Origin of the sequence: [Eubacterium] eligens ATCC 27750, from assembly GCF_000146185.1 — a bacterium.
Lineage (GTDB): Bacteria > Bacillota > Clostridia > Lachnospirales > Lachnospiraceae > Lachnospira > Lachnospira eligens.
The window spans coordinates 146,308-165,455 of record NC_012778.1 but is presented as its reverse complement, the minus strand read 5'-3'; the positions used below and the strand labels follow the sequence as shown (position 1 = coordinate 165,455).

The following is a 19,148-nucleotide window of genomic DNA, read 5'->3' as shown; positions in this document are numbered from 1 at the left end:
TGTTAATTAGTACAGTTGTAGCATACTATTATAATTAGATATTGTCAACTGTTATTTTTAAGGTTTTGCAAATATGCCAAGCGCAGGCGCGCCATATGAGCATGAAACAAATGCTGCTGCCATCACAAAATCAACAATTGCCATAATCCATGTTCCAAGTACAAAGCTCTCATGCCCGGCATGTCTTAACACATGATACTCCACAGCAAAACCGGTTAGCACTGCCACAAAAAATGTTGCAATATCAAGCCACATTTTTGAAAATCCAAGAACTCCCATATATGTGTAGTACAGAAACGGAATTGCCCATGTTGCCACATTTGCGCCAAGAAGAATTGCAAAACCGCTTGCTGCAAATCTATCCTTTAAGGCATACCATGTATATATTCCATACAGATTCATTGGCAGAAACGCCAGCTTCATATGCTCCCATGTAGATTCATTGGTTGGAAAGAACAGCCCGACCAATGTGTTATGTCCAGTCCAGTCATACACAAAATGAAATAAGGATCCTGACACCCATACTGCCAGAATCCCTATTATCATGGTTATATTAAGTTTTTTGATTACTCTGTTCACAATGCACACCTCCATTATTGTTGAATAATAGAAGTATATGCAGGTAAGGAGCTCGGTATTCATTATCTGTATCCCTGCAATGTAGGTGTCATGCTGACTTTAGGGACAGTAGTAACTCCCTCAGCTGTCGTAACCTTATAAGTTATATTCATTGACTTCTGTGGATATATCATAACGTTAAGATTATAAGCAACTTCGAGATTTTCATACTTGGACTTTCTAAATCCACCGTTGCTGTCTGCCTTTACATCAGATATTGTTCCGCCTGCTGGTGCGAAAAGATGTATATAGCCTCTCCATGCGCCCTCATAGCTTCCAAGGATATAAGTGCCAGCTGTCTTGATTGTATTATTATCAATAGTATTCTCAACAGTTACTGTTACATCATATGTTCTCGTTCCATCTTCATTAACCTGTGCTTCTCCAATCTGCGTGTTGACATTCACATACCATCCAAGCTTACATGGGTCTGAACCACTGATGTATACACCAATTTCCGGATTCTCAGGATTATCATTAAGTCCTCCTGAGCAGCCCACATCCCTGACATATTGCTGTTCTGTTTCATCTGCCATCCACATCATAATTGTTCTGTCTTCTGCACCGGCATTAAACACTGACAAATAACCTGCAATCTTGTTAAGGTCAAAATCATCTACCAGTCTGCTCATAGTTGTCTTGGCTGTCTCAGCAAAGAGTGAATCTACCACATCATTAGTACCGTCTGTATATGATGCATTATTAAAATACTTGTAATACAAGTCATGCTGTAACATCTGTGTTGCATTCTCACCATTAAGGACTGTTCCGTCAGATAACTGTACTTCTCCCATATAGCTAAGAAGTCTCTGGATTATAGTTGGAGTAAGCGATATTACGCCATCAACAGTTGTATTACTCTTATTACCGTATGCTTTAGCCCAAATTTCAGCAACTCTCTCAAAATCAGGATTAAAACTTGCATCTCTTGGATAATGCATCCAGTTTCCAAATAATGTATTCTCTAACTCACTTGGTCCAACCGATGCCGGAGTACCATAAGGCAGCACATCATACACACTGTTAAAATCACCAATTGTAAGAACTCCATCAACAATCGTTATTGTACCTATTGAACCAGGGAAACCACCACCCGCACGAATCTCTGTTGAGTTCTGTGCTGCAAGAAGGTATGTCCTGTCACTTCCACCACCAAGAAATGCCTTAAGCAATGGCAGATAATCTTCTGCTACTGCATATGCATCCGTAATCAATGTCATCTTATCTGTATACTCAGTAACCTTGCCACCAAGACTATCCGGAATATTAATATCATCCAGATAACCTATAATATCATTAATTGCCGGATTCAGTTCCTCCAGAAGTCCTATGTATGCTTCCATGGTATATGTATTAAAGCCCTCATCCCCAACCTTTATAGAATCAAGCGGATAATCCTGTATTACAGTCAGAGCTGGCTTTATCATTCTTCCTGTAGCAATCTTCACAATATCAACCAGACTGTCTACTGCACCAACATATTCACCCACAACCGGCATCTTTGCTGCCGTTCTCCATGTCTTTCCAGCAAGCAGTTCATCTATATCATCAACGGTACTGTCAAGCTTATCAGTCGCCACATCAGCTCTCTCAAAGTCTTTCTCATTTATACTCGCTGTCAGTTCTCCAAGATCAGCCTTCAGACTCTTTGCTTTTCCCGCCATCTGCATCGTATCCAGCCCCATGCTTACAATCGTAATAAATGCTATTGCAATCAGTATAGATAACGCATAACAAAATGCAGTTCTCACTATATATGTAAATCCACTTTCTTTTCTTGAATTCATGTATGTACCTTCTTTTATTTACTCGTCATCTACTCACTAACATTTATAATCTCATCCCTGCACATCTGCTCAAGATATGCCGTTGCCTGCTTTACCTGATCTTCATAAGGTACCATGACATACAGCTTCTGCTTTCCTGCAGAGAATGTTGTCGCAGATGCGCCTTCACCACTTACACTATAACTCTGGATATCCCAGTCAATATTCTTGCTAATCTGTAACTGTGCCAGTTCAGATATCTTATCGTATGACATATTAGTAATCATATTGTCCGATACAGTATTAAGGATTGATGTGTAATTAGTTATCATACTTGGTGATGCCATCTTCTTGATTACAGCGTTAATAACCATCATCTGATTCTTTCCACGCTGTCTGTCTCCGTCAGCATATGCATGTCTTTCTCTTGAGAAAGTAAGTGCCTGCTGTGCATTAAAATGATTAACACCTTTATGAACCGTAAGATTGCCAGTCTGTGAAAGCGTTGCATCATAATCTAATGTTATGTCAACTCCTCCTAAAGCATCTATTACATTAAGAAATCCTGTGAAATTAACCTTAAGGTAATATTCAACGTTAATTCCATACAACATTTCCAATGTTTCTCTTGAACAATCTATTCCATATATTCCGGCATGTGTAAGCTTATCTCTCACACCATTAGATATACTTAACGGAACATAATAATCCCTTGGTGTATTAATCATAAGAATCTGATGTGTCTTAGTATTCATAAACAACAGAATATTAACATCACTTCTGCTTGTTGTATTAGGAGGTCCAGAAGTATCTATTCCGCTTATATATATTCCTATTACATTCTCATTACTCATGTACTTAGAATTGCTGTCTTCTACCTGCGTTACATACTTTTCACTATATATACATCTGATTCTGCTTTCAAGATTCTCATAACCATCCATATCCTCAAAAACGCCCAGATAACTTTCATTGATTATTATGGATTTAACTTCCTTATTCAAAAGTGCATCCACAGCATCCATAATAGATGTATAATCTTTATAAGAAAGTGCTACATCTTTATTGCTGATATCATCAAGCATTTTCTCAAGATTGTCTGAATCCAGCGTAGGAATTCTGCCACATGTATATCCATTTATCTCTTCAAGACTCTGTGCTACATCGCCTGACAAAACATATACACCAACAATATCTGTCTGTGTCTTTTTACCAGTCATCTTTCCAAGATATCCCCTTGTGAATCCAAGGTATGCACATCCAACAACCATAATTACAGAAAGTATTACAGATAATACTTTAGTTATTATACCTAGTACTTTCCACCTCTGTGTTATTGCTGTGATAAGAGAACATCCTATCAGAATAATTCCTGCTGCTACCTTAATTGATGTTGGAATCAATCCAATATAATGTATAAATACTATCATCACTACAGACACAATAAACTGTACTGCTGATAATACAAGTCCTGATATCATCAATGCCTGACTATTTTTCTTCTTACGCTTTTTCGCTGTTTTACTACTCATAATCCAAACCTTACTTGCCACCAACAGTAATTACTGTAAGTATTGTCTTAAATATTATTCTGAAATCCAGTCCTATGTTCCAATTGTCTATATATTCAAGATCCATTTTAACAACATCTTCAAAATCCTGAACAGTATTCCTTCCGTATGCCTGCCACATGCCTGTCAGCCCCGGCTTCATTGAAAGTCTTCTCTTATGGTGTCCTTCATACTGCTTGAACTCATTAACCGTAGGCGGTCTTGTTCCTACAAGACTCATGTCACCCTTTAACACGTTAATGAACTGCGGTAATTCATCAATACTTGTTTTTCTTATAAATTTACCAACCTTGGTAATTCTTGGATCATCAGTCATCTTAAACATAAGACCTGACATCTCATTCTGCTCCATCAAATCCTTAAGCCTGTCCTCAGCATCAACATACATTGACCTGAACTTATATATGTAGAAATATCTTCCGTTCTTTCCAACTCTCTTCTGTTTAAAAAATAGAGGACCCTTAGACTCAAGCTTTAATGCTGGTGCTACGAAAATCATAGCAATAAACATAATAACAATTCCGATTATCCCACCAAAAATATCTATGCATCTCTTAACAAGCAGTTCCTTGTAATCAAAGATTCTGTTAGCAAATGTAATAACAGGTATCCTTCCAAGATGTCCAAGCGATGTATCGAAATCCTTAAAGCTGTCCAGCACTTCAACTCTTAAATGAACCATAATGCCCATGTCTTCAAGCTCCATAACCATAGGTCTTATCTGTTCCCTGAGTTTATAATCAAGATCAATAAATACTTCATCAACAACTTCATTCTTGATATATCGCATCATGGTATGTGTATTAGCTACAACATTAATACCTTCAAATTCTTCTCCAACCATATTGTCATCAACTATAACAATACCAGCGACAGTTCTTACCCAGTCTTCATCCTTATTAATAAGCTTGACATCAAGCTGAGCCCTGTCTTTCATCGTAACAAGAATAACTCTTGATGCATGCATTTTGCTCTTATTACGTGCAACAAGATACCATTTTACTATGTAACGGGTGAGATACATAAGAATCCCGCCAACTATAATAGTAAATATATATACACCTCTTGGTATCTCCGATGTCTTTCTAATCAATTCATATACAGCCACGCACGCTGCAAATACCAGTGACTTCTGTAATACAGACTTTAATTCCTCAAACTTCCCTCTTATTACAAAATCTGAGCTTACATTAACAAACAAAGCTGTAATAATAACTGCAAACAATACTGTTACAAAGCTACCCCTCAACATGCTCAAAGTATCATAAACACTATATTTCCTGTATGCTATAAGCCACAAAACACCCGATATGTAATAAGCAAGCAGCATACATAGCGAATCCGTAAAGAACAATATCATATTCTGTATATTGTCTCTTGTTTTATTAGTATATTCAAACATATATAATATATAACCTCCATTAGTTATGCACCATAATCAATATATCATTTTTTGACATATTTATTGTAATTTTACAACATCTATAATGAGTTCGCAAGCTAATTAAATGTTAAAAAGGTGTCAGGCAATAATTGCTACCTGACACCTTTTATAATTATTTTATCGCAATAGGTTTAATTAGCTTAAACAATTTTTCAATTAATATATAGGCAGTATATGATGCCACGCCTAAAGCAAACATTATAATCACCCAGTAAATATTTTTGATTATATATAATCCTGGATTATTATGTAAAATTGCAAGCCAATCCAAATTACGCCAGATATCATAAAAGAATTGATTATCATGAATAAGATAAACCATGAATGTAGATGCTCCTAAATAATTTATCACTCTGCTTGTCTTAATTGCCATTCTACGGAATAATTCATCCAATCTGAGTCATAGTAAATGTAACCATTATAAACATCATTTAATTCTTTTGATTCCATTTAGAAAACCAATTGTTAAGGAAACTTTTACCAAAACAATGACTGCAAAATAATATCCTATAAACCATGCCATGTCATTAAATATATTAAAATTCAGTATTTTAGCTTGATGGCTCTGTGAAACAAAACTATATATCATAGACATAACTGTTAATGTTATTGATGTAAATCCCATTTGTATTAAAAGTTTCTTCGACATCTTTGTCAAATCTATATCTTTCCCTTTGTTTGCCATAAAATATCCTGATATAAGTATAAATATTCCATTTCCTATCTGCCACATGGGAGAAACTGAAGCTAAAATCAATAATTTTTTATACATACAGTATTGACAAAATACTGCCATGTAGAATTATCACTTGTGAAATCTGTAAGCTGATAATTTACGCAATGTAAAAATATACAATAATCATCAGCATTGCAAGTATTCTTAATAATTCTATATTAGAATTTCTCTTCGATTTTATGTTCTCTCCCATTTTTTCTCCTATTCTATTTTATCATAAACATATATTTTCTCAAACATCTATTCTTGCTAAAAATCCACACAATAAACACTGATGTAATAATCGTAATTGCCATAAGAAGAAAAACATCTAATGATAATTTTCCAGTCATTTGCCCTATATATTTTATCTCTGCCAATATTATCAAGCTATGTACAAAATATATCCCCATACTTATTCTGCTTATATATGTAAATAATCTGGCTATGTTTTTATTTACATATTCATCTTTAATTCTTGTAAAAAGAACAAATAAACCCCCCGTACATATTAACAGAAAAGGAAAATCATACCATACATAATATATAGATCCATATGCATTATATAAAGAATAAACTTCAACATATAAAATAATAAAGAAACTAATTAAAGATAAAACTACCAGCATCCAATTTTTCAATCTGTCACATTTCCTATTATATATGTAATACCCCACAAGAAGATATAAACCGTATGTACCCCCCATGTATGCCACATTCATCCCTGAACCAAATGTCTGGTTAATACCAAATATGGATGAAAACACATTCAATGCTGGTACAATAAAAAAGAAAATAAACATAACAATCATAATAGGTTTAAATGATTTAAAAGAAAAACTTTTAACAATTTTAGCTAAAAATGGAACTCCAATATATACACCAATTATCATTGGCATATACCACATATTTAACATGTCTGAATTTTTTAAAAGCAGTAATTCCTTTATAAAATTCGTCACTAAAAAAGTTCCTTTTAGGACAAAAATATTATATACATTGTATATCACAATCCATACTTCATTAACAATTAATAATGGTAATAAATTATTTTTATAAAAACGGAATATATCTTCATCTTTTTCTATTGATTTTTCCAACAGTAAAACTCCTGAAAGATATAAAAATATCGGAACTCCCAACCTTCCTATAGTAAATGTTGCCATAAAAAATACTCGTGACATAAAGCCAAGGTCTTTTATAAGCACACTTTGCTGTGTATATACCATCTGGCTGCAATGGCAAAGAACAACACATATTATTGCAAATGTTCTCGCTATATCAAGCTTTATAATTCTATTATTTGTCATATCATAAAGTCCCTTTTATTCATTTTGTATTCTGGTACACTCTTATTTTAATCATAATAATAGTTAAGAAATACATTTTTAGTTTGAGACATAATGCTGGTATCATCCTGATGTTCCTGCAATCACTAAATTTTATATTTTTAATTGCTTCTGAAAAAATATTTTCCCGCACTAACTTCTTTAAATGATTTCTTCTTTGTTTTGATGATTCAGGATTCTCGTGACAATATATATCATGCACTAATATAATCAATAAATTAGCTATTATATACTGATTATAAGCTTCTTGTATTTCCTTAGTATCCTTTATCGTATATTCTTTCGTATGATTTAAAGACTTAATGTACTTTTCTTCCGATCCTGCTTTGTATGTTCTAACTGTTGATGCATTATCTTTAGAGTAATGATATAATTGTGAAGTAATTCTTAATGCTTTCGATGCATTCTGCATATATCGAAATGTAAAATCACTATCTTCTGCCAGTTCCAATTGTTCATCAAATTCAATTTTATTCTTTTCAATAATCTGATGTTTGAAAAGCTTTCCCCAGACTGTCATATTCTGTGTAGGATTTTTTATCATTTCACATCTTAAATTCTGATATTCCTCGTTGCCATCAAATTTAACACATTTACCTTTTACCATATGTGTCTCACTATTATGACCAAATAATATCAAATCCGATTCATCTTCCATATATTTATAAATCTCATTAAAAGCATCTGGATAAATATAATCATCTGCATCCAAAAAACATATCCATTTTCCTGTTGCTTTTTTCAATCCATAATTACGTGCCTTTGATACACCTTTTTCACTTTGGAAGATATTTATATTAGAATATTTTTCAGCATATTTCATACTTTTAATATATGTATCATCCGTTGAACCATTCTCTACAATAATAATCTCCCACGACATATCTGTCTGCGTAATAATACTTTTTATAGCTCTTTCGATATAATCGGATGCATTATGTGCAGGTATAATTACACTAATATCTGTCTGTTTCACTTTACTTTTCTCCACTTTACCTAATACCAGTCAACTATTTTCCAAAAACACTCTCACATTTATCAAGAACAGAAGCTATTGTTGTATCCATATCATAATACTTATACTCACCAAGACGTCCACCGAATATGACCTTATCTTCTGAATCAGCAAGTTTCTTATATTCTTCATATAGCTTACCATTCTTTTCATCATTAACCGGATAATATGGTTCATCCCCTGGTTTCCATTCTGATGAATACTCACGGCTGATTATAGTCTTAGGTAAATCATTTCCATCCTCATCCTTACCAAATTCAAACCACTTATGCTCAATAATACGAGTCCATGGTGTTTCTCTGTCTGTATAATTTACAGCTGCATTTCCCTGAAAATTAGGCTTGTCCAGTGTCTCATTTTCAAATCTTACAGATCTGTACTCCAATGTACCTAACTTATAATCAAAATAAGCATCTATCGGACCTGTATATACAACCTTGTCTGCAATAGCATCAAGTTCTTCTTTATGTTCAAGATAATCTGTATTAAGTCTTACCTCAATTCCATCAAGAATATTCTCAATCATCTTAGTATAACCGCCCATAGGAATTCCCTGATATAATGCATTAAAGTAATTATTATCAAATGTAAGTCTTACCGGTAATCTCTTAATGATAAATGCTGGAAGCTCTTTGCAGTCTCTTCCCCACTGTTTTTCTGTATAACCTTTTACAAGCTTCTCATATATATCACGTCCGACTAATGATATTGCCTGCTCTTCAAGATTCTTAGGCTCACCTGTTATCTCCTTCTTCTGCTCCTCAATCTTAGCTGCAGCTTCTTCTGGAGTAACAACTCCCCACATTTTATTAAATGTATACATATTAAAAGGCATTGAATATAATTCACCCTTATAGTTAGCAACAGGGCTGTTAGTAAATCTGTTAAATTCTGCAAATTGTGTTATATAATCCCATACTTTTTTATTGTTAGTATGGAAAATATGAGCACCATACATATGTACATTAATTCCTTCCTGCTTTTCTGTATAGATATTACCTGCTATATTAGGTCTTTTATCTACTACAAGCACTGATTTTCCTGCTTTCTTAGCTTCATGTGCAAATATTGCTCCATATAATCCTGAACCTACTACTAAATAATCGTACATAAAAATATCCTCTTTTCTTCTTTTATTTATTTCTTTTGAAAACTTTTTTAATAACTTTATCTGCATTATCCCTTACAATTTCTTCTTTCATAAGATATAATGCCACAACATATATGCCAAAGAAAACTATCGCTGATATAACAAGTTTTATAAATATTCCTACTGAAAGTATTTTTATAATATAAGCAACCGCTGATGAAATAACCAGCGCCAATAATATTTTAATATAACTCTGCTTTGCATACAAGAATGAAATATCTTTTCTCAGGTATACCATCTGTACAATCAAAACTACAAGCTCTGCTGCTAATGTACCAATAGCTGCACCATTAGCTCCAAGCTGTGGTATAAGTATGGTATTAAGAACTAAATCAACAATTGCGCCAACAAATGTTGATATCATTACCGCATTTTCCTGCCCCATAGGGATAAGCATCTGAATGCCCATAATATTAGTAAGTCCAATAAATAATAATGTTGGCATTATTATTATCATAGGCATTATTGCACCCTCAAATGCATCTCCTGACAAAAATAATACGCCCTCTCTCGCAAATATCATAAAATATACCATCATTGAGGTAGCCGCCAGTAATACAAATTTAATTGCCTTCTTGGACAATGCATAAAATTCATCCCACATATCCTGCTGTATATAATAAGATGCTCTAGGCATAAGAACTGTTCCTAAGGATGTAACTATACTTACCAGTATATTCTTTATCTTAGTAGCAGCATTATAATATCCAACTTCTACATCATCCTTCATAAATCCAAGCATGACATTATCCAGATTAGTATATATAGTCGTAGCACATGATATTATAAAGAATGTAAATACTGGTTTTAAATGTTGTTTGAAATCCAGTTTGCCAACTTTTTCACTTCCAACGATTTTTCTAAGCCTTATAAAGTTAAATACATTCGATGCTGATGCCGCAAATATAGAGATTCCTCCATAAATAACATAATCATTCACATCATGAATTAATACAAACATTGCTATCAAGGCTATAAATTTGAATATTATTGAACGTACCGTTATATATGTATAATACTCCAATGCCTTATACAGCCATTCAACGCCTATTGTATTAAAGAATATGAGCAAACTCATAACTACAAAAAGAGTCTTATCACTTCTTAATCTTGGTACACTGAATAACGCTGCAAAAAATACAACATATGCAAATACGCTCATAACCGTGTTAATTATAAGCAGTTCATTCACTGTCTTTTTCAGTTTTTCCCTGTTATCTCTCACCACAGCACATGCTCTTATACCATATGTAGGTATACCAAGCTGTGATATCATCACAAAATATGTAATTACTGAATTAGCAAATGATACCCTGCCTGTTCCTGCCGGTAATAAAACCCTTGATACATACGGAAATGTAATCAAGGGAAATAAAAAACTGGACATGGTGAGTATTGCATTCATTATAAAATTAAGTTTTAATGACTTTTGTTTACCCATTACATTAATTATCTCTCTTCATTCCTATTATTTTATAAATTGGTTTCGACATTGACTTCAATATATTTATTTCCTTAAAAACATCGTTATCACAAAAAGCATATATTATAAATACATTAAATGCATGTAATAAAAATCTATCATTAATACAAAATAATGATAAAACAACTATTATACACACCATACAAATATCATTATTTTTGTATGCCTTCCATATACATATTGTATATATAGATACAATCATCACTAACACAAATAATCCGTATTCAATTGCAATATGAAGATATCCCATATCTATAAAACATGATGTATCTGTAGCCCCCTTATTAGCAACAGTAAACCCATCAACACTCATATGTACTCCAAATAACGAAAATCCATATGTAAATATTGCGTTCTTGCATTGCCATAATCTTCCAGACAGTATCGTATTTAATTTTTCCCATACTCCTCCATTTGCCGTATACAACGGAAGCATACATGAGATTACGGAGCTAATGACTGGTATCAATACAATCATTTTTTTTAATCTGATTATTAATCTATACAAAGCATCCTTAAACTTTATCGAAAACAAGCAAGTAGCCAAAACAGCTAATAAAATAGTTGAAACCCAAAAACTCATTCTAGTGTTTGTATATTTATAGATAAAAATATTAATTATTTCCAGTACCAAACATTCAATAAGCGTAATTTTTGTTTTTCGTGCATATATGTATAGCATAATCACAAAAAAATATAAAATAGGCGCTAAACTTGACCACGCAAAGCCTAAAGAATATCTTTTTCTTTCCACATCAAGTAAAGAATTATCCGTAATCCCTAAAAACGCCGCAAATATTGTTAAAAAAAGTAATCCCCCTTGTACTCCCAAAGCACACTTTAATATTTTATCACTCTTTACGCCATAGCTTGCAGCAAGAAAAAGCACCATAAAAAGCAACACTTTTTCCTTACCTGTGCACGCTGCTATGCCTGAAAAAATTAAAAGCCCCATCATAAATATTATTGACTCTATGCTATATCTATGTTTTACATTCTTACCTATAACAATAGCAACAAACATTATATAACACACATATCTTATTAATTTTAAGAGGGCATAAACTTTTGTTCCCTCATTAATTACATACCACGCTGTATTAGAAAATGTTGTTAAAAAAATATATGCACTCAGCAAAGTATACATAAAAAATTCTTTTTTTTTGAAAATTTTTTTCATCTTAATACTCTCTCATCTCTTCTTATGCTTTGTTTTATTTTAAATCTTTTATAATATCTTGTATTACCTTTCTTAGATATTCACCATTTCTTAATTTGTATGAAACATTTTTTGCATTTTCCACCATTTTATAATAATCATTTTCACTTAAATTATCAAATTTAATGCTAAAATCCTCTATACTATCTACCACCAATCCTACATTATTACATTTTACAAATTCTGCCTCTGCCGCCTGACTCCATATAACAACTGGAAGACCTGATACCATATATAAAGAAAGTTTATGAGGATTATTATATTTTAAATATTCACCTGTATTTCCTGCACAACAACTAGCGGTATTACCATCCCATACAAGTCCAAATCCCTCAGTTAACTGTGAAGGTATTTCATCTGAAGGAAATGCTCCTTTATAGTGAATTGCCTCAGATGTCAAAACATTTTTATCAAAATTAAGTCCATATAGATTAAAGTTAATTGTTTTATCTACACCATTTAACTCCCTAATATAATTACTCTTATTCGCATCTAAATTTCCAGCAATATTTAATGTTTTTGAATATCTTATGCTTTTATTATTTGGATTAATATTTGTTAAATAATCAAAGATTCCCAATTCATATATTTTACTTTCTTCAACCCCATGTTCAATAAGATATCTTTTCATTTTACTGTTATGTGCAATAACATAATCTGCTATTTCATACATTGTTTCGTCAATATGCTCAAATATATGTTGTGATTCGGGAAACATTTTTCTCAAAGAATCTAAATCATTAATTAAAAAAACAAGTTTTAAATTTTTTTCTTTTTTGTATTTTTCAATACATCAATATAATAATTTTTATTTATGTAAATTGGATGTTGAATAAATAAAACGCTATTCTCTGGTATTTTCTTTAATTTTTCAAATTCAAATACTTTATTAATTTTTCCTAGTAAGCCCTCTCCTTTTATGTTTAATGTATATGGTTCTATTCCACATTGTTTTAATATATTATTGCAATCATTAACAGCCTTAGATCCTGCATTATTATTTTCTTTCATTTTAATATTTATATAATATTTATTTCCCATATTTGTCCTTTTCACTATTCATTTAAATACTTTTTTATTTTATCTGTTTCCGCATTAATATCAAATCCTGCTTGAGTTACTTTATATGCATAATCATCTCTTGATATGAATTCAGTATCTTCCTTAAACGATAAAATATTATCTGCCCAGACCTTCGCACCACTATCTAATGAAATAAATCTGACGCTTTGGGTTACATTACATTCATCCGAAACTACATCTTTTGATGTAAAGCATTTTAATCCTGCCGCCTGTGCCTCCACTAACACTAATGGAAGTCCTTCAAATCTTGATGGCAGTAAAAATACATCCATAACCTGCATAAGCTTATGGACATCTGAACGAACTCCCATAAACATCACATTATCTTGTATGCCAAGCTCTTTAACCTTGTCTCTGATGACGCCCTCGTTCTCCCCCTGTCCTACTAGCATTAAAAATGCATCCGAATCCAATTTCAAATATTCATTAAAAATATCAATAAGGAATTCATGATTTTTCTGATATTGAAATCTGCCGACATGTCCAATCACATATTTGTCCTTAAGTCCAAGTTCTTCTCTCATATCATTTCTGACATGCTCATTATAGGCATACTGTTTAACCTGTATCGCATTATTTATAACATGATGCCTATGTGACATTATAATCTTATTATTATAAAAATAATTAGAAGCTGACATTGAACAGCTCCAATAATCAGTTGCATATTTTTTTAACCTTGTTTTATTAATATAATGAAGTATTCCTCTTAATTTAGATGTCTCATTTCCTGAGTTATGTGCATGGATTATTCTTTTCTTTATTCCATATTTTTTAGCATACATAAGGTAGTCGATATTAGCTAATGTACATGTATTATACCATAACACATCATAATCTTTTGCATGCTGGCTGAAGAAATCATGCATAGCCTTCTTGTATGCTTTGAAATCACTGCTTTTCTGTGGAATAGTGTATACAACCGACCCATTTGACTTAACCTCATCTTCATATACCATGTGCTCCCAATTACACAAAAAATCAAAATGAACCTGTTTGTTATCAATATTACGGTAATAATTCATTACACAGCTTTCCATTCCACCCGGATTGTCTGTCATTCCAAACACTAATACTTTAATGCACATACTTTGCCCCTTTTATCAAAAGTTATTTTTAAAAACTACCATTATATTTTTGTTTTAAGAACTTAGCCTTTAAGAAGGACTTAACTTTCTTAACTCTGTCAATTTTTTCTGTATACATGAAAGGCACTTCTTTATAACCTAATTCATTCTTATTAATCCATACATCTAACAGCATTTCACTCAAACGACCTGGATATCTGGCCTGAAATGCATCATATGTTTTATCTTTCAATCTTTTTTCAACTTCAAATAAAATATTAAATAACCAGTCGCAATAATCATTTAACAGTTCCTTTTTCATAACAAACATATTAAATGCATGCATATGTGTTTTCTTCATAGTTTTATCAAAAGAATCAAGATAGTCTGGATAAATGTCCTTTATTACATCTCTTGTACAATCAAGTGTTTCAACATGATGTGTGTGTGCATAATGACTATACAGAGTTTCAATTATATAATTTCTTTTCTTTGTGACAAGTATGTCATGCTTGTCTAATAAATCCGATGCTTCTTTATAAGAAAGAACATTATCCATTATATTTGCAGATTTATTCTTTCCCTTGAAGTGTCTTCTGTAATGTGCCAAACCTATATAATCAGCATCAAGGTTCTTCCATGCCCAATACAAACCAGTTAATTCACAATACATAGGGTTCTTTGCTGAAATATTCTCACCTATATTATCCCTCTGATAACCAATATCTTTCTTTCCCTCTGAACCTACCTGAACAGGGATATACATCTTGTCACTTGGCATATCATACTTTTTATGTGCCGCAATAATAATTTTAATATCTTTATTCATAGTATCTCTCTCTCGTATTATCAATATATCTGATTAATGTTATCTCATCTAATGTATGTTGTCAATACATTCAAAAACTGCGCATAGGTATATTCCATGCGCAGTTAATTTAAGTTTCTTTATTTTCCTACAACTTTACCATTCACAATTATATATGTAGTATTCCATTGTCTATATAATCCTGAATATCCAAAGTCTACACGACCGTTTTTAATGTAAAACTCTCCATTCTCATTACTTGCTATGCCTGTGAAGTTAAAGTTTACTTTTCCATTCTCTATTCTCCACCAGCCATTCATATTTTCTCTGATTCCTGTATAGTCGTACATTACTTTACTATCCTGTACATATACCCAGTCATTTCCATCCGGTATTATGTCTGTATAGTTAAAGTTTACCCGTCCATTTTCTATATAGAATCTTCCATTCTCATTATTTGCCAAGCCTGTGAAGTTAAAGTTTACTTTTCCATTCTCTATTCTCCACCAGCCATTCATATTTTCTCTGATTCCTGTATAGTCGTACACTACTTTACTATCCTGTACATATACCCAGTCATTTCCATCCGGTATTATGTCTGTATAGTTAAAGTTTACCCGTCCATTTTCTATATAGAATCTTCCATTCTCATTATTTGCCAGACCTGTGAAGTTAAAGTTTACCTTTCCATTCTCTATTCTCCACCAGCCATTCATATTTTCTCTGATTCCTGTATAGTCGTACATTACTTTACTATCCTGTACATATACCCAGTCATTTCCATCTGGTATTATGTCTGTATAGTTAAAGTTTACTCGTCCATTCTCTATATAGAATCTTCCATTTTCATTATTTGCCAAACCTGTGAAGTTAAAGTTTACTTTTCCGTTCTCTATTCTCCACCAGCCATTCATATTTTCTCTGATTCCTGTGTAATCAAAGTTTAATTTTCCATTCTCTACATAAACCCAATCATCTCCATCAGGTATTATATCTGTAAAGCTTGTATCAACCTTGCCGTCTACATAATAGTAATAATTACCATCATCAGCTTTCTGTAAGCCATTCTTTACTTCCGGAGTAGGTGTAGGATCTGGCGTTGGGTCTGGATCTGGTGTTGGATCCGGTGTCGTACTATCTGGTTCATAGTTCATATAGAACAAGAATATTGCATCACCCTTTGTTATTGACACGCTTCCTGCTTTCACAGGAACAGTGACTATACCATCTGAATCACACGTATATACTGTTTCATTAACTTTTACTTTCTTACCTGAGACAGCCGAACCATTAGCTCCGAACACTAATGTAAGTGTTCCATCTGAAGGTGCTGTAAAATCAACACTTGTTGAGCCTTCCATTTTCAAGCATGTAGTAAGAGTTAATCCTGCATATTGTACAGATCCTTTACTAGTAGATGTATTTCCCTTTATCTTATAGATATCACTGCCTGTTTCCGGACTTGTAAAGTTATATGAATATGTTCCTCCTGGTGTTGGAGTTGGTGTCGGATCAACAGTTCCCTTGACAGGTATTGTCTGTGTCTCTTTGTTATTGCACACTGTACATGTACGGATCTTTATACCAGTTTCTGTCTCTGTTGCTTCTTTTTCAATTACCCATTCACCATATTTGTGTGCTGTCTTTGCAATTATCTCAATCTTCTTTTCTCCACATGAACACTTATATATTTTACTTCCTTCTTTATCACAAGTTGCATCTGTTGTACTTACCAGTTTAAAATCATGATAATGTGCATTTGGATCATTTGCTCTTATTTCAATAGAGTTAATTGTTACTGTCTTAAATGTAGGATTCTGCATTTTCTTGCCATCTCCAGCCTGAACGTTATATGGCTGAATCATATATGTTCCTGCTGGAAGATTAACTGCAGTTCCACTTGCTATAAGGAAACTTTCTCCTGCTTCATTAACAAGCACTCCTGTATCTGAGAGTGCATCACTTGCATAATTAATTGTTACATCAACTGTTCCACCAACTGTAAATGCATACACTGTCTTAGATACTTTTCCTGGTGTTAATGTTGTTGGTAATGATGTAATATTTTCAGGAGTAACTCCACTTGGAAGATACGAAATCTGTGACATTGTAACAACTGATGCTGCAACAGGATTTTCATTAAGAACTCCTGTCTTAGATTCTATAACTTTTCTTGCTTCTGTTATGCTTGTCTGCAGCTGATAATCTCCTGTTGGAATATATGAAAGATTACTATCTGTATCAAACTTGCTGTAATCAATATTTCTTGCTGCAAACCGGCATTTATTATCTACAGTCTGTGACTTATCTGTAACTTTAACGCCATCCATTGAACCGATACAGCTTGAGAATGAATCGTTATAACTCTTGATTACACCTGCATCTGTATCATCTCTCTGTGGGTTCTTGCTCATATAGAACAGATTATATTCTGAGAATATATAAGCATTAACTCTTACATTCATAGCATAATCTGTCTGTCCCTCAAATATGTTGTTATACATATGGACATTTGCATTACGTGTTAATGGTCCTCTTGCCTTACACAGTTTCCAGTAATTATGATGATATGTAAGATTAAACTGAAGACTTGCATCTGATGAACCTACCAGATTAGTCTTATGGCATCCTTCAAAATAATTATAACTACATGTAAAATACTGACCTCGCTTAAAGTCTACTGAACCATCACCCTCACTCTTATCTGATTCTGCCGGGCTTGAAACATCCGGACAATAGAACTCATTATTATGTATCCAGCAACGCTCTACACTTGCTGAAAGATCTGATGAAACATTTGCCTTTTCCTGTACACCTTCCATACCAATAGCATCTTCTGGTGTATTAATAAATGTAAGGTTACGAACTTCAAAACTCTTTCCTAAATCTGGTTTAGCACTCTCTGACATATAATGGAATCCCCATCCATCAATAACTGCATCTGTTCCAATACCTTCAAGAGTAATATCTTTGCCAGATTTTATTCTTGCCATATGGCCGTTGTCACCATCTGATCCACCAAAGTCATTTGAATCATAAGCAGTAAGTCCATCTATAAGTCCGCTATTTGACTTTAAATCAAATGTACCGCTCTTATATAAGCCACTATCACTTACTGTTCCTATAAATCTTATATCTAATGGAATTCCTGCTTCAGCAAGTTTCTCAATTATTCCCTGATTAGTATTTCCCTTAGCATAATAGGTTTTACCATCTGAGACTTTCTTACAATCAGTTTCATGTCCAGCCTCTCCGCAAGCCTTACCAACTGAATTAAGTATATTACCAATTCCTTTAACGGTAACTCCTCCATATGTTAGAGTTACATCATTCTTATTCTCATCTGTTACATAAAGTACTATCGCATTGTTCTTCAATGTACCGTCATCATTATATGCACCAACACCATCTGTATAATTAAAATGTGCATATCCTGAACGATCCTGTGCATCTACTGTAATTCCACTCTTAGTAATAGTACCATTCTTAGTTGTAACTGTAAGAGTATATGTACCCGGAGTAACCCCTGGAATATCAACGCGTACTCCATTATTTTTATCTCTTACAAGATACTCTAGATCCTGTCCTGTAAGTGTTCCTGATGATGTTCCTGTATATGATACACCTGTAACATCTGCATCCTTAATTCCAGTAATCTGTGCATAAATACTTTCGTTAAATCCTCCCACACTACTGAAATTGTTGTCTGTAAGTGACGCGCCTGATGCTACAATACCAGGCGTTACCATTGATGTTATTGTTCCAACAGCCAATGCAATTGAAGCAATAACGCCAACCCCTTTCCTGAAAAACCTTTTCATAAATGTATACTCCCTTCATCCAGTGATTTGTGCAATCAT

The 19,148-nt window shown here is 33.1% G+C and carries 16 protein-coding genes; all 16 read right to left on the bottom strand.

All coding sequences use genetic code 11. The features are described 5' to 3' along the window. Positions 1 to 57: 57 nt before the first annotated feature. Positions 58 to 579, bottom strand: a complete 522-nt coding sequence (locus tag EUBELI_RS13480; RefSeq protein WP_148231321.1) for a DUF6512 family protein — start codon at positions 577 to 579, stop codon at positions 58 to 60. A gap of 62 nt (positions 580 to 641) precedes the next feature. Continuing rightward, complete coding sequence (locus EUBELI_RS00690; protein WP_012738413.1) at positions 642 to 2,405, bottom strand: DUF4012 domain-containing protein; 1,764 nt, start codon at positions 2,403 to 2,405, stop codon at positions 642 to 644. A gap of 29 nt (positions 2,406 to 2,434) precedes the next feature. Then, on the bottom strand, positions 2,435 to 3,916 hold the full coding sequence (locus EUBELI_RS00685) for an LCP family protein (protein ID WP_041687862.1): 1,482 nt from the start codon (positions 3,914 to 3,916) through the stop codon (positions 2,435 to 2,437). 10 nt (positions 3,917 to 3,926) lie between these two features. After that, positions 3,927 to 5,357 carry a sugar transferase gene (locus tag EUBELI_RS00680; RefSeq protein ID WP_012738411.1) on the bottom strand — a complete coding sequence of 477 codons (1,431 nt, stop codon included), beginning with the start codon at positions 5,355 to 5,357 and terminating at the stop codon, positions 3,927 to 3,929. 154 nt (positions 5,358 to 5,511) lie between these two features. Next, positions 5,512 to 5,772: a hypothetical protein gene (locus EUBELI_RS14305; RefSeq protein WP_012738410.1), complete on the bottom strand. Its 261-nt coding sequence runs from the start codon at positions 5,770 to 5,772 to the stop codon at positions 5,512 to 5,514. A 54-nt stretch (positions 5,773 to 5,826) separates the two neighbouring features. Beyond that, complete coding sequence (locus EUBELI_RS00670; RefSeq protein WP_041687860.1) at positions 5,827 to 6,195, bottom strand: hypothetical protein; 369 nt, start codon at positions 6,193 to 6,195, stop codon at positions 5,827 to 5,829. 146 nt (positions 6,196 to 6,341) lie between these two features. Next, on the bottom strand, positions 6,342 to 7,424 hold the full coding sequence (locus EUBELI_RS00665) for an acyltransferase (protein WP_012738408.1): 1,083 nt from the start codon (positions 7,422 to 7,424) through the stop codon (positions 6,342 to 6,344). A 19-nt stretch (positions 7,425 to 7,443) separates the two neighbouring features. Continuing rightward, positions 7,444 to 8,439 carry a glycosyltransferase family 2 protein gene (locus EUBELI_RS00660; RefSeq protein ID WP_041687859.1) on the bottom strand — a complete coding sequence of 332 codons (996 nt, stop codon included), beginning with the start codon at positions 8,437 to 8,439 and terminating at the stop codon, positions 7,444 to 7,446. Positions 8,440 to 8,473: 34 nt separating this feature from the next. Beyond that, complete coding sequence (gene glf / locus EUBELI_RS00655; RefSeq protein ID WP_041688373.1) at positions 8,474 to 9,589, bottom strand: UDP-galactopyranose mutase; 1,116 nt, start codon at positions 9,587 to 9,589, stop codon at positions 8,474 to 8,476. Positions 9,590 to 9,611: 22 nt separating this feature from the next. Beyond that, positions 9,612 to 11,069: a flippase gene (locus EUBELI_RS00650; protein WP_012738405.1), complete on the bottom strand. Its 1,458-nt coding sequence runs from the start codon at positions 11,067 to 11,069 to the stop codon at positions 9,612 to 9,614. Positions 11,070 to 11,073: 4 nt separating this feature from the next. Continuing rightward, on the bottom strand, positions 11,074 to 12,291 hold the full coding sequence (locus EUBELI_RS00645) for a hypothetical protein (protein WP_012738404.1): 1,218 nt from the start codon (positions 12,289 to 12,291) through the stop codon (positions 11,074 to 11,076). Between the two features lie 34 nt (positions 12,292 to 12,325). Next, positions 12,326 to 13,003 carry a galactofuranosyltransferase gene (locus EUBELI_RS00640; RefSeq protein ID WP_165437529.1) on the bottom strand — a complete coding sequence of 226 codons (678 nt, stop codon included), beginning with the start codon at positions 13,001 to 13,003 and terminating at the stop codon, positions 12,326 to 12,328. Between the two features lie 86 nt (positions 13,004 to 13,089). After that, the gene (locus EUBELI_RS13475) at positions 13,090 to 13,371 is read right to left on the bottom strand and encodes a hypothetical protein (RefSeq protein WP_012738402.1); all 282 of its coding nucleotides are present in this window, start codon (positions 13,369 to 13,371) and stop codon (positions 13,090 to 13,092) included. A gap of 14 nt (positions 13,372 to 13,385) precedes the next feature. After that, positions 13,386 to 14,501, bottom strand: coding sequence for a glycosyltransferase family 1 protein (locus tag EUBELI_RS00635; RefSeq protein ID WP_012738401.1), 1,116 nt, complete (start codon positions 14,499 to 14,501; stop codon positions 13,386 to 13,388). A 28-nt stretch (positions 14,502 to 14,529) separates the two neighbouring features. After that, the gene (locus EUBELI_RS00630; protein WP_012738400.1) at positions 14,530 to 15,309 is read right to left on the bottom strand and encodes a DUF4422 domain-containing protein; all 780 of its coding nucleotides are present in this window, start codon (positions 15,307 to 15,309) and stop codon (positions 14,530 to 14,532) included. Between the two features lie 119 nt (positions 15,310 to 15,428). Further along, complete coding sequence (locus EUBELI_RS00625; RefSeq protein ID WP_012738399.1) at positions 15,429 to 19,109, bottom strand: pectate lyase family protein; 3,681 nt, start codon at positions 19,107 to 19,109, stop codon at positions 15,429 to 15,431. Positions 19,110 to 19,148: the final 39 nt, after the last annotated feature.

Excerpts from the sequence above, each read along its gene's own strand:
- EUBELI_RS00690 (WP_012738413.1), bottom strand. The coding sequence starts at position 2,405 with ATGAATTCAAGAAAAGAAAGTGGATTTACATATATAGTGAGAACTGCA.
- EUBELI_RS00685 (WP_041687862.1), bottom strand. The coding sequence starts at position 3,916 with ATGAGTAGTAAAACAGCGAAAAAGCGTAAGAAGAAAAATAGTCAGGCA.
- EUBELI_RS00680 (WP_012738411.1), bottom strand. The coding sequence starts at position 5,357 with ATGTTTGAATATACTAATAAAACAAGAGACAATATACAGAATATGATA.
- EUBELI_RS14305 (WP_012738410.1), bottom strand. The coding sequence starts at position 5,772 with ATGGCAATTAAGACAAGCAGAGTGATAAATTATTTAGGAGCATCTACA.
- EUBELI_RS00670 (WP_041687860.1), bottom strand. The coding sequence starts at position 6,195 with ATGGCAGTATTTTGTCAATACTGTATGTATAAAAAATTATTGATTTTA.
- EUBELI_RS00665 (WP_012738408.1), bottom strand. The coding sequence starts at position 7,424 with ATGACAAATAATAGAATTATAAAGCTTGATATAGCGAGAACATTTGCA.
- glf (WP_041688373.1), bottom strand. The coding sequence starts at position 9,589 with ATGTACGATTATTTAGTAGTAGGTTCAGGATTATATGGAGCAATATTT.
- EUBELI_RS00650 (WP_012738405.1), bottom strand. The coding sequence starts at position 11,069 with ATGGGTAAACAAAAGTCATTAAAACTTAATTTTATAATGAATGCAATA.
- EUBELI_RS00645 (WP_012738404.1), bottom strand. The coding sequence starts at position 12,291 with ATGAAAAAAATTTTCAAAAAAAAAGAATTTTTTATGTATACTTTGCTG.
- EUBELI_RS00640 (WP_165437529.1), bottom strand. The coding sequence starts at position 13,003 with ATGTATGAAATAGCAGATTATGTTATTGCACATAACAGTAAAATGAAA.
- EUBELI_RS13475 (WP_012738402.1), bottom strand. The coding sequence starts at position 13,371 with ATGGGAAATAAATATTATATAAATATTAAAATGAAAGAAAATAATAAT.
- EUBELI_RS00635 (WP_012738401.1), bottom strand. The coding sequence starts at position 14,501 with ATGTGCATTAAAGTATTAGTGTTTGGAATGACAGACAATCCGGGTGGA.
- EUBELI_RS00630 (WP_012738400.1), bottom strand. The coding sequence starts at position 15,309 with ATGAATAAAGATATTAAAATTATTATTGCGGCACATAAAAAGTATGAT.
- EUBELI_RS00625 (WP_012738399.1), bottom strand. The coding sequence starts at position 19,109 with ATGAAAAGGTTTTTCAGGAAAGGGGTTGGCGTTATTGCTTCAATTGCA.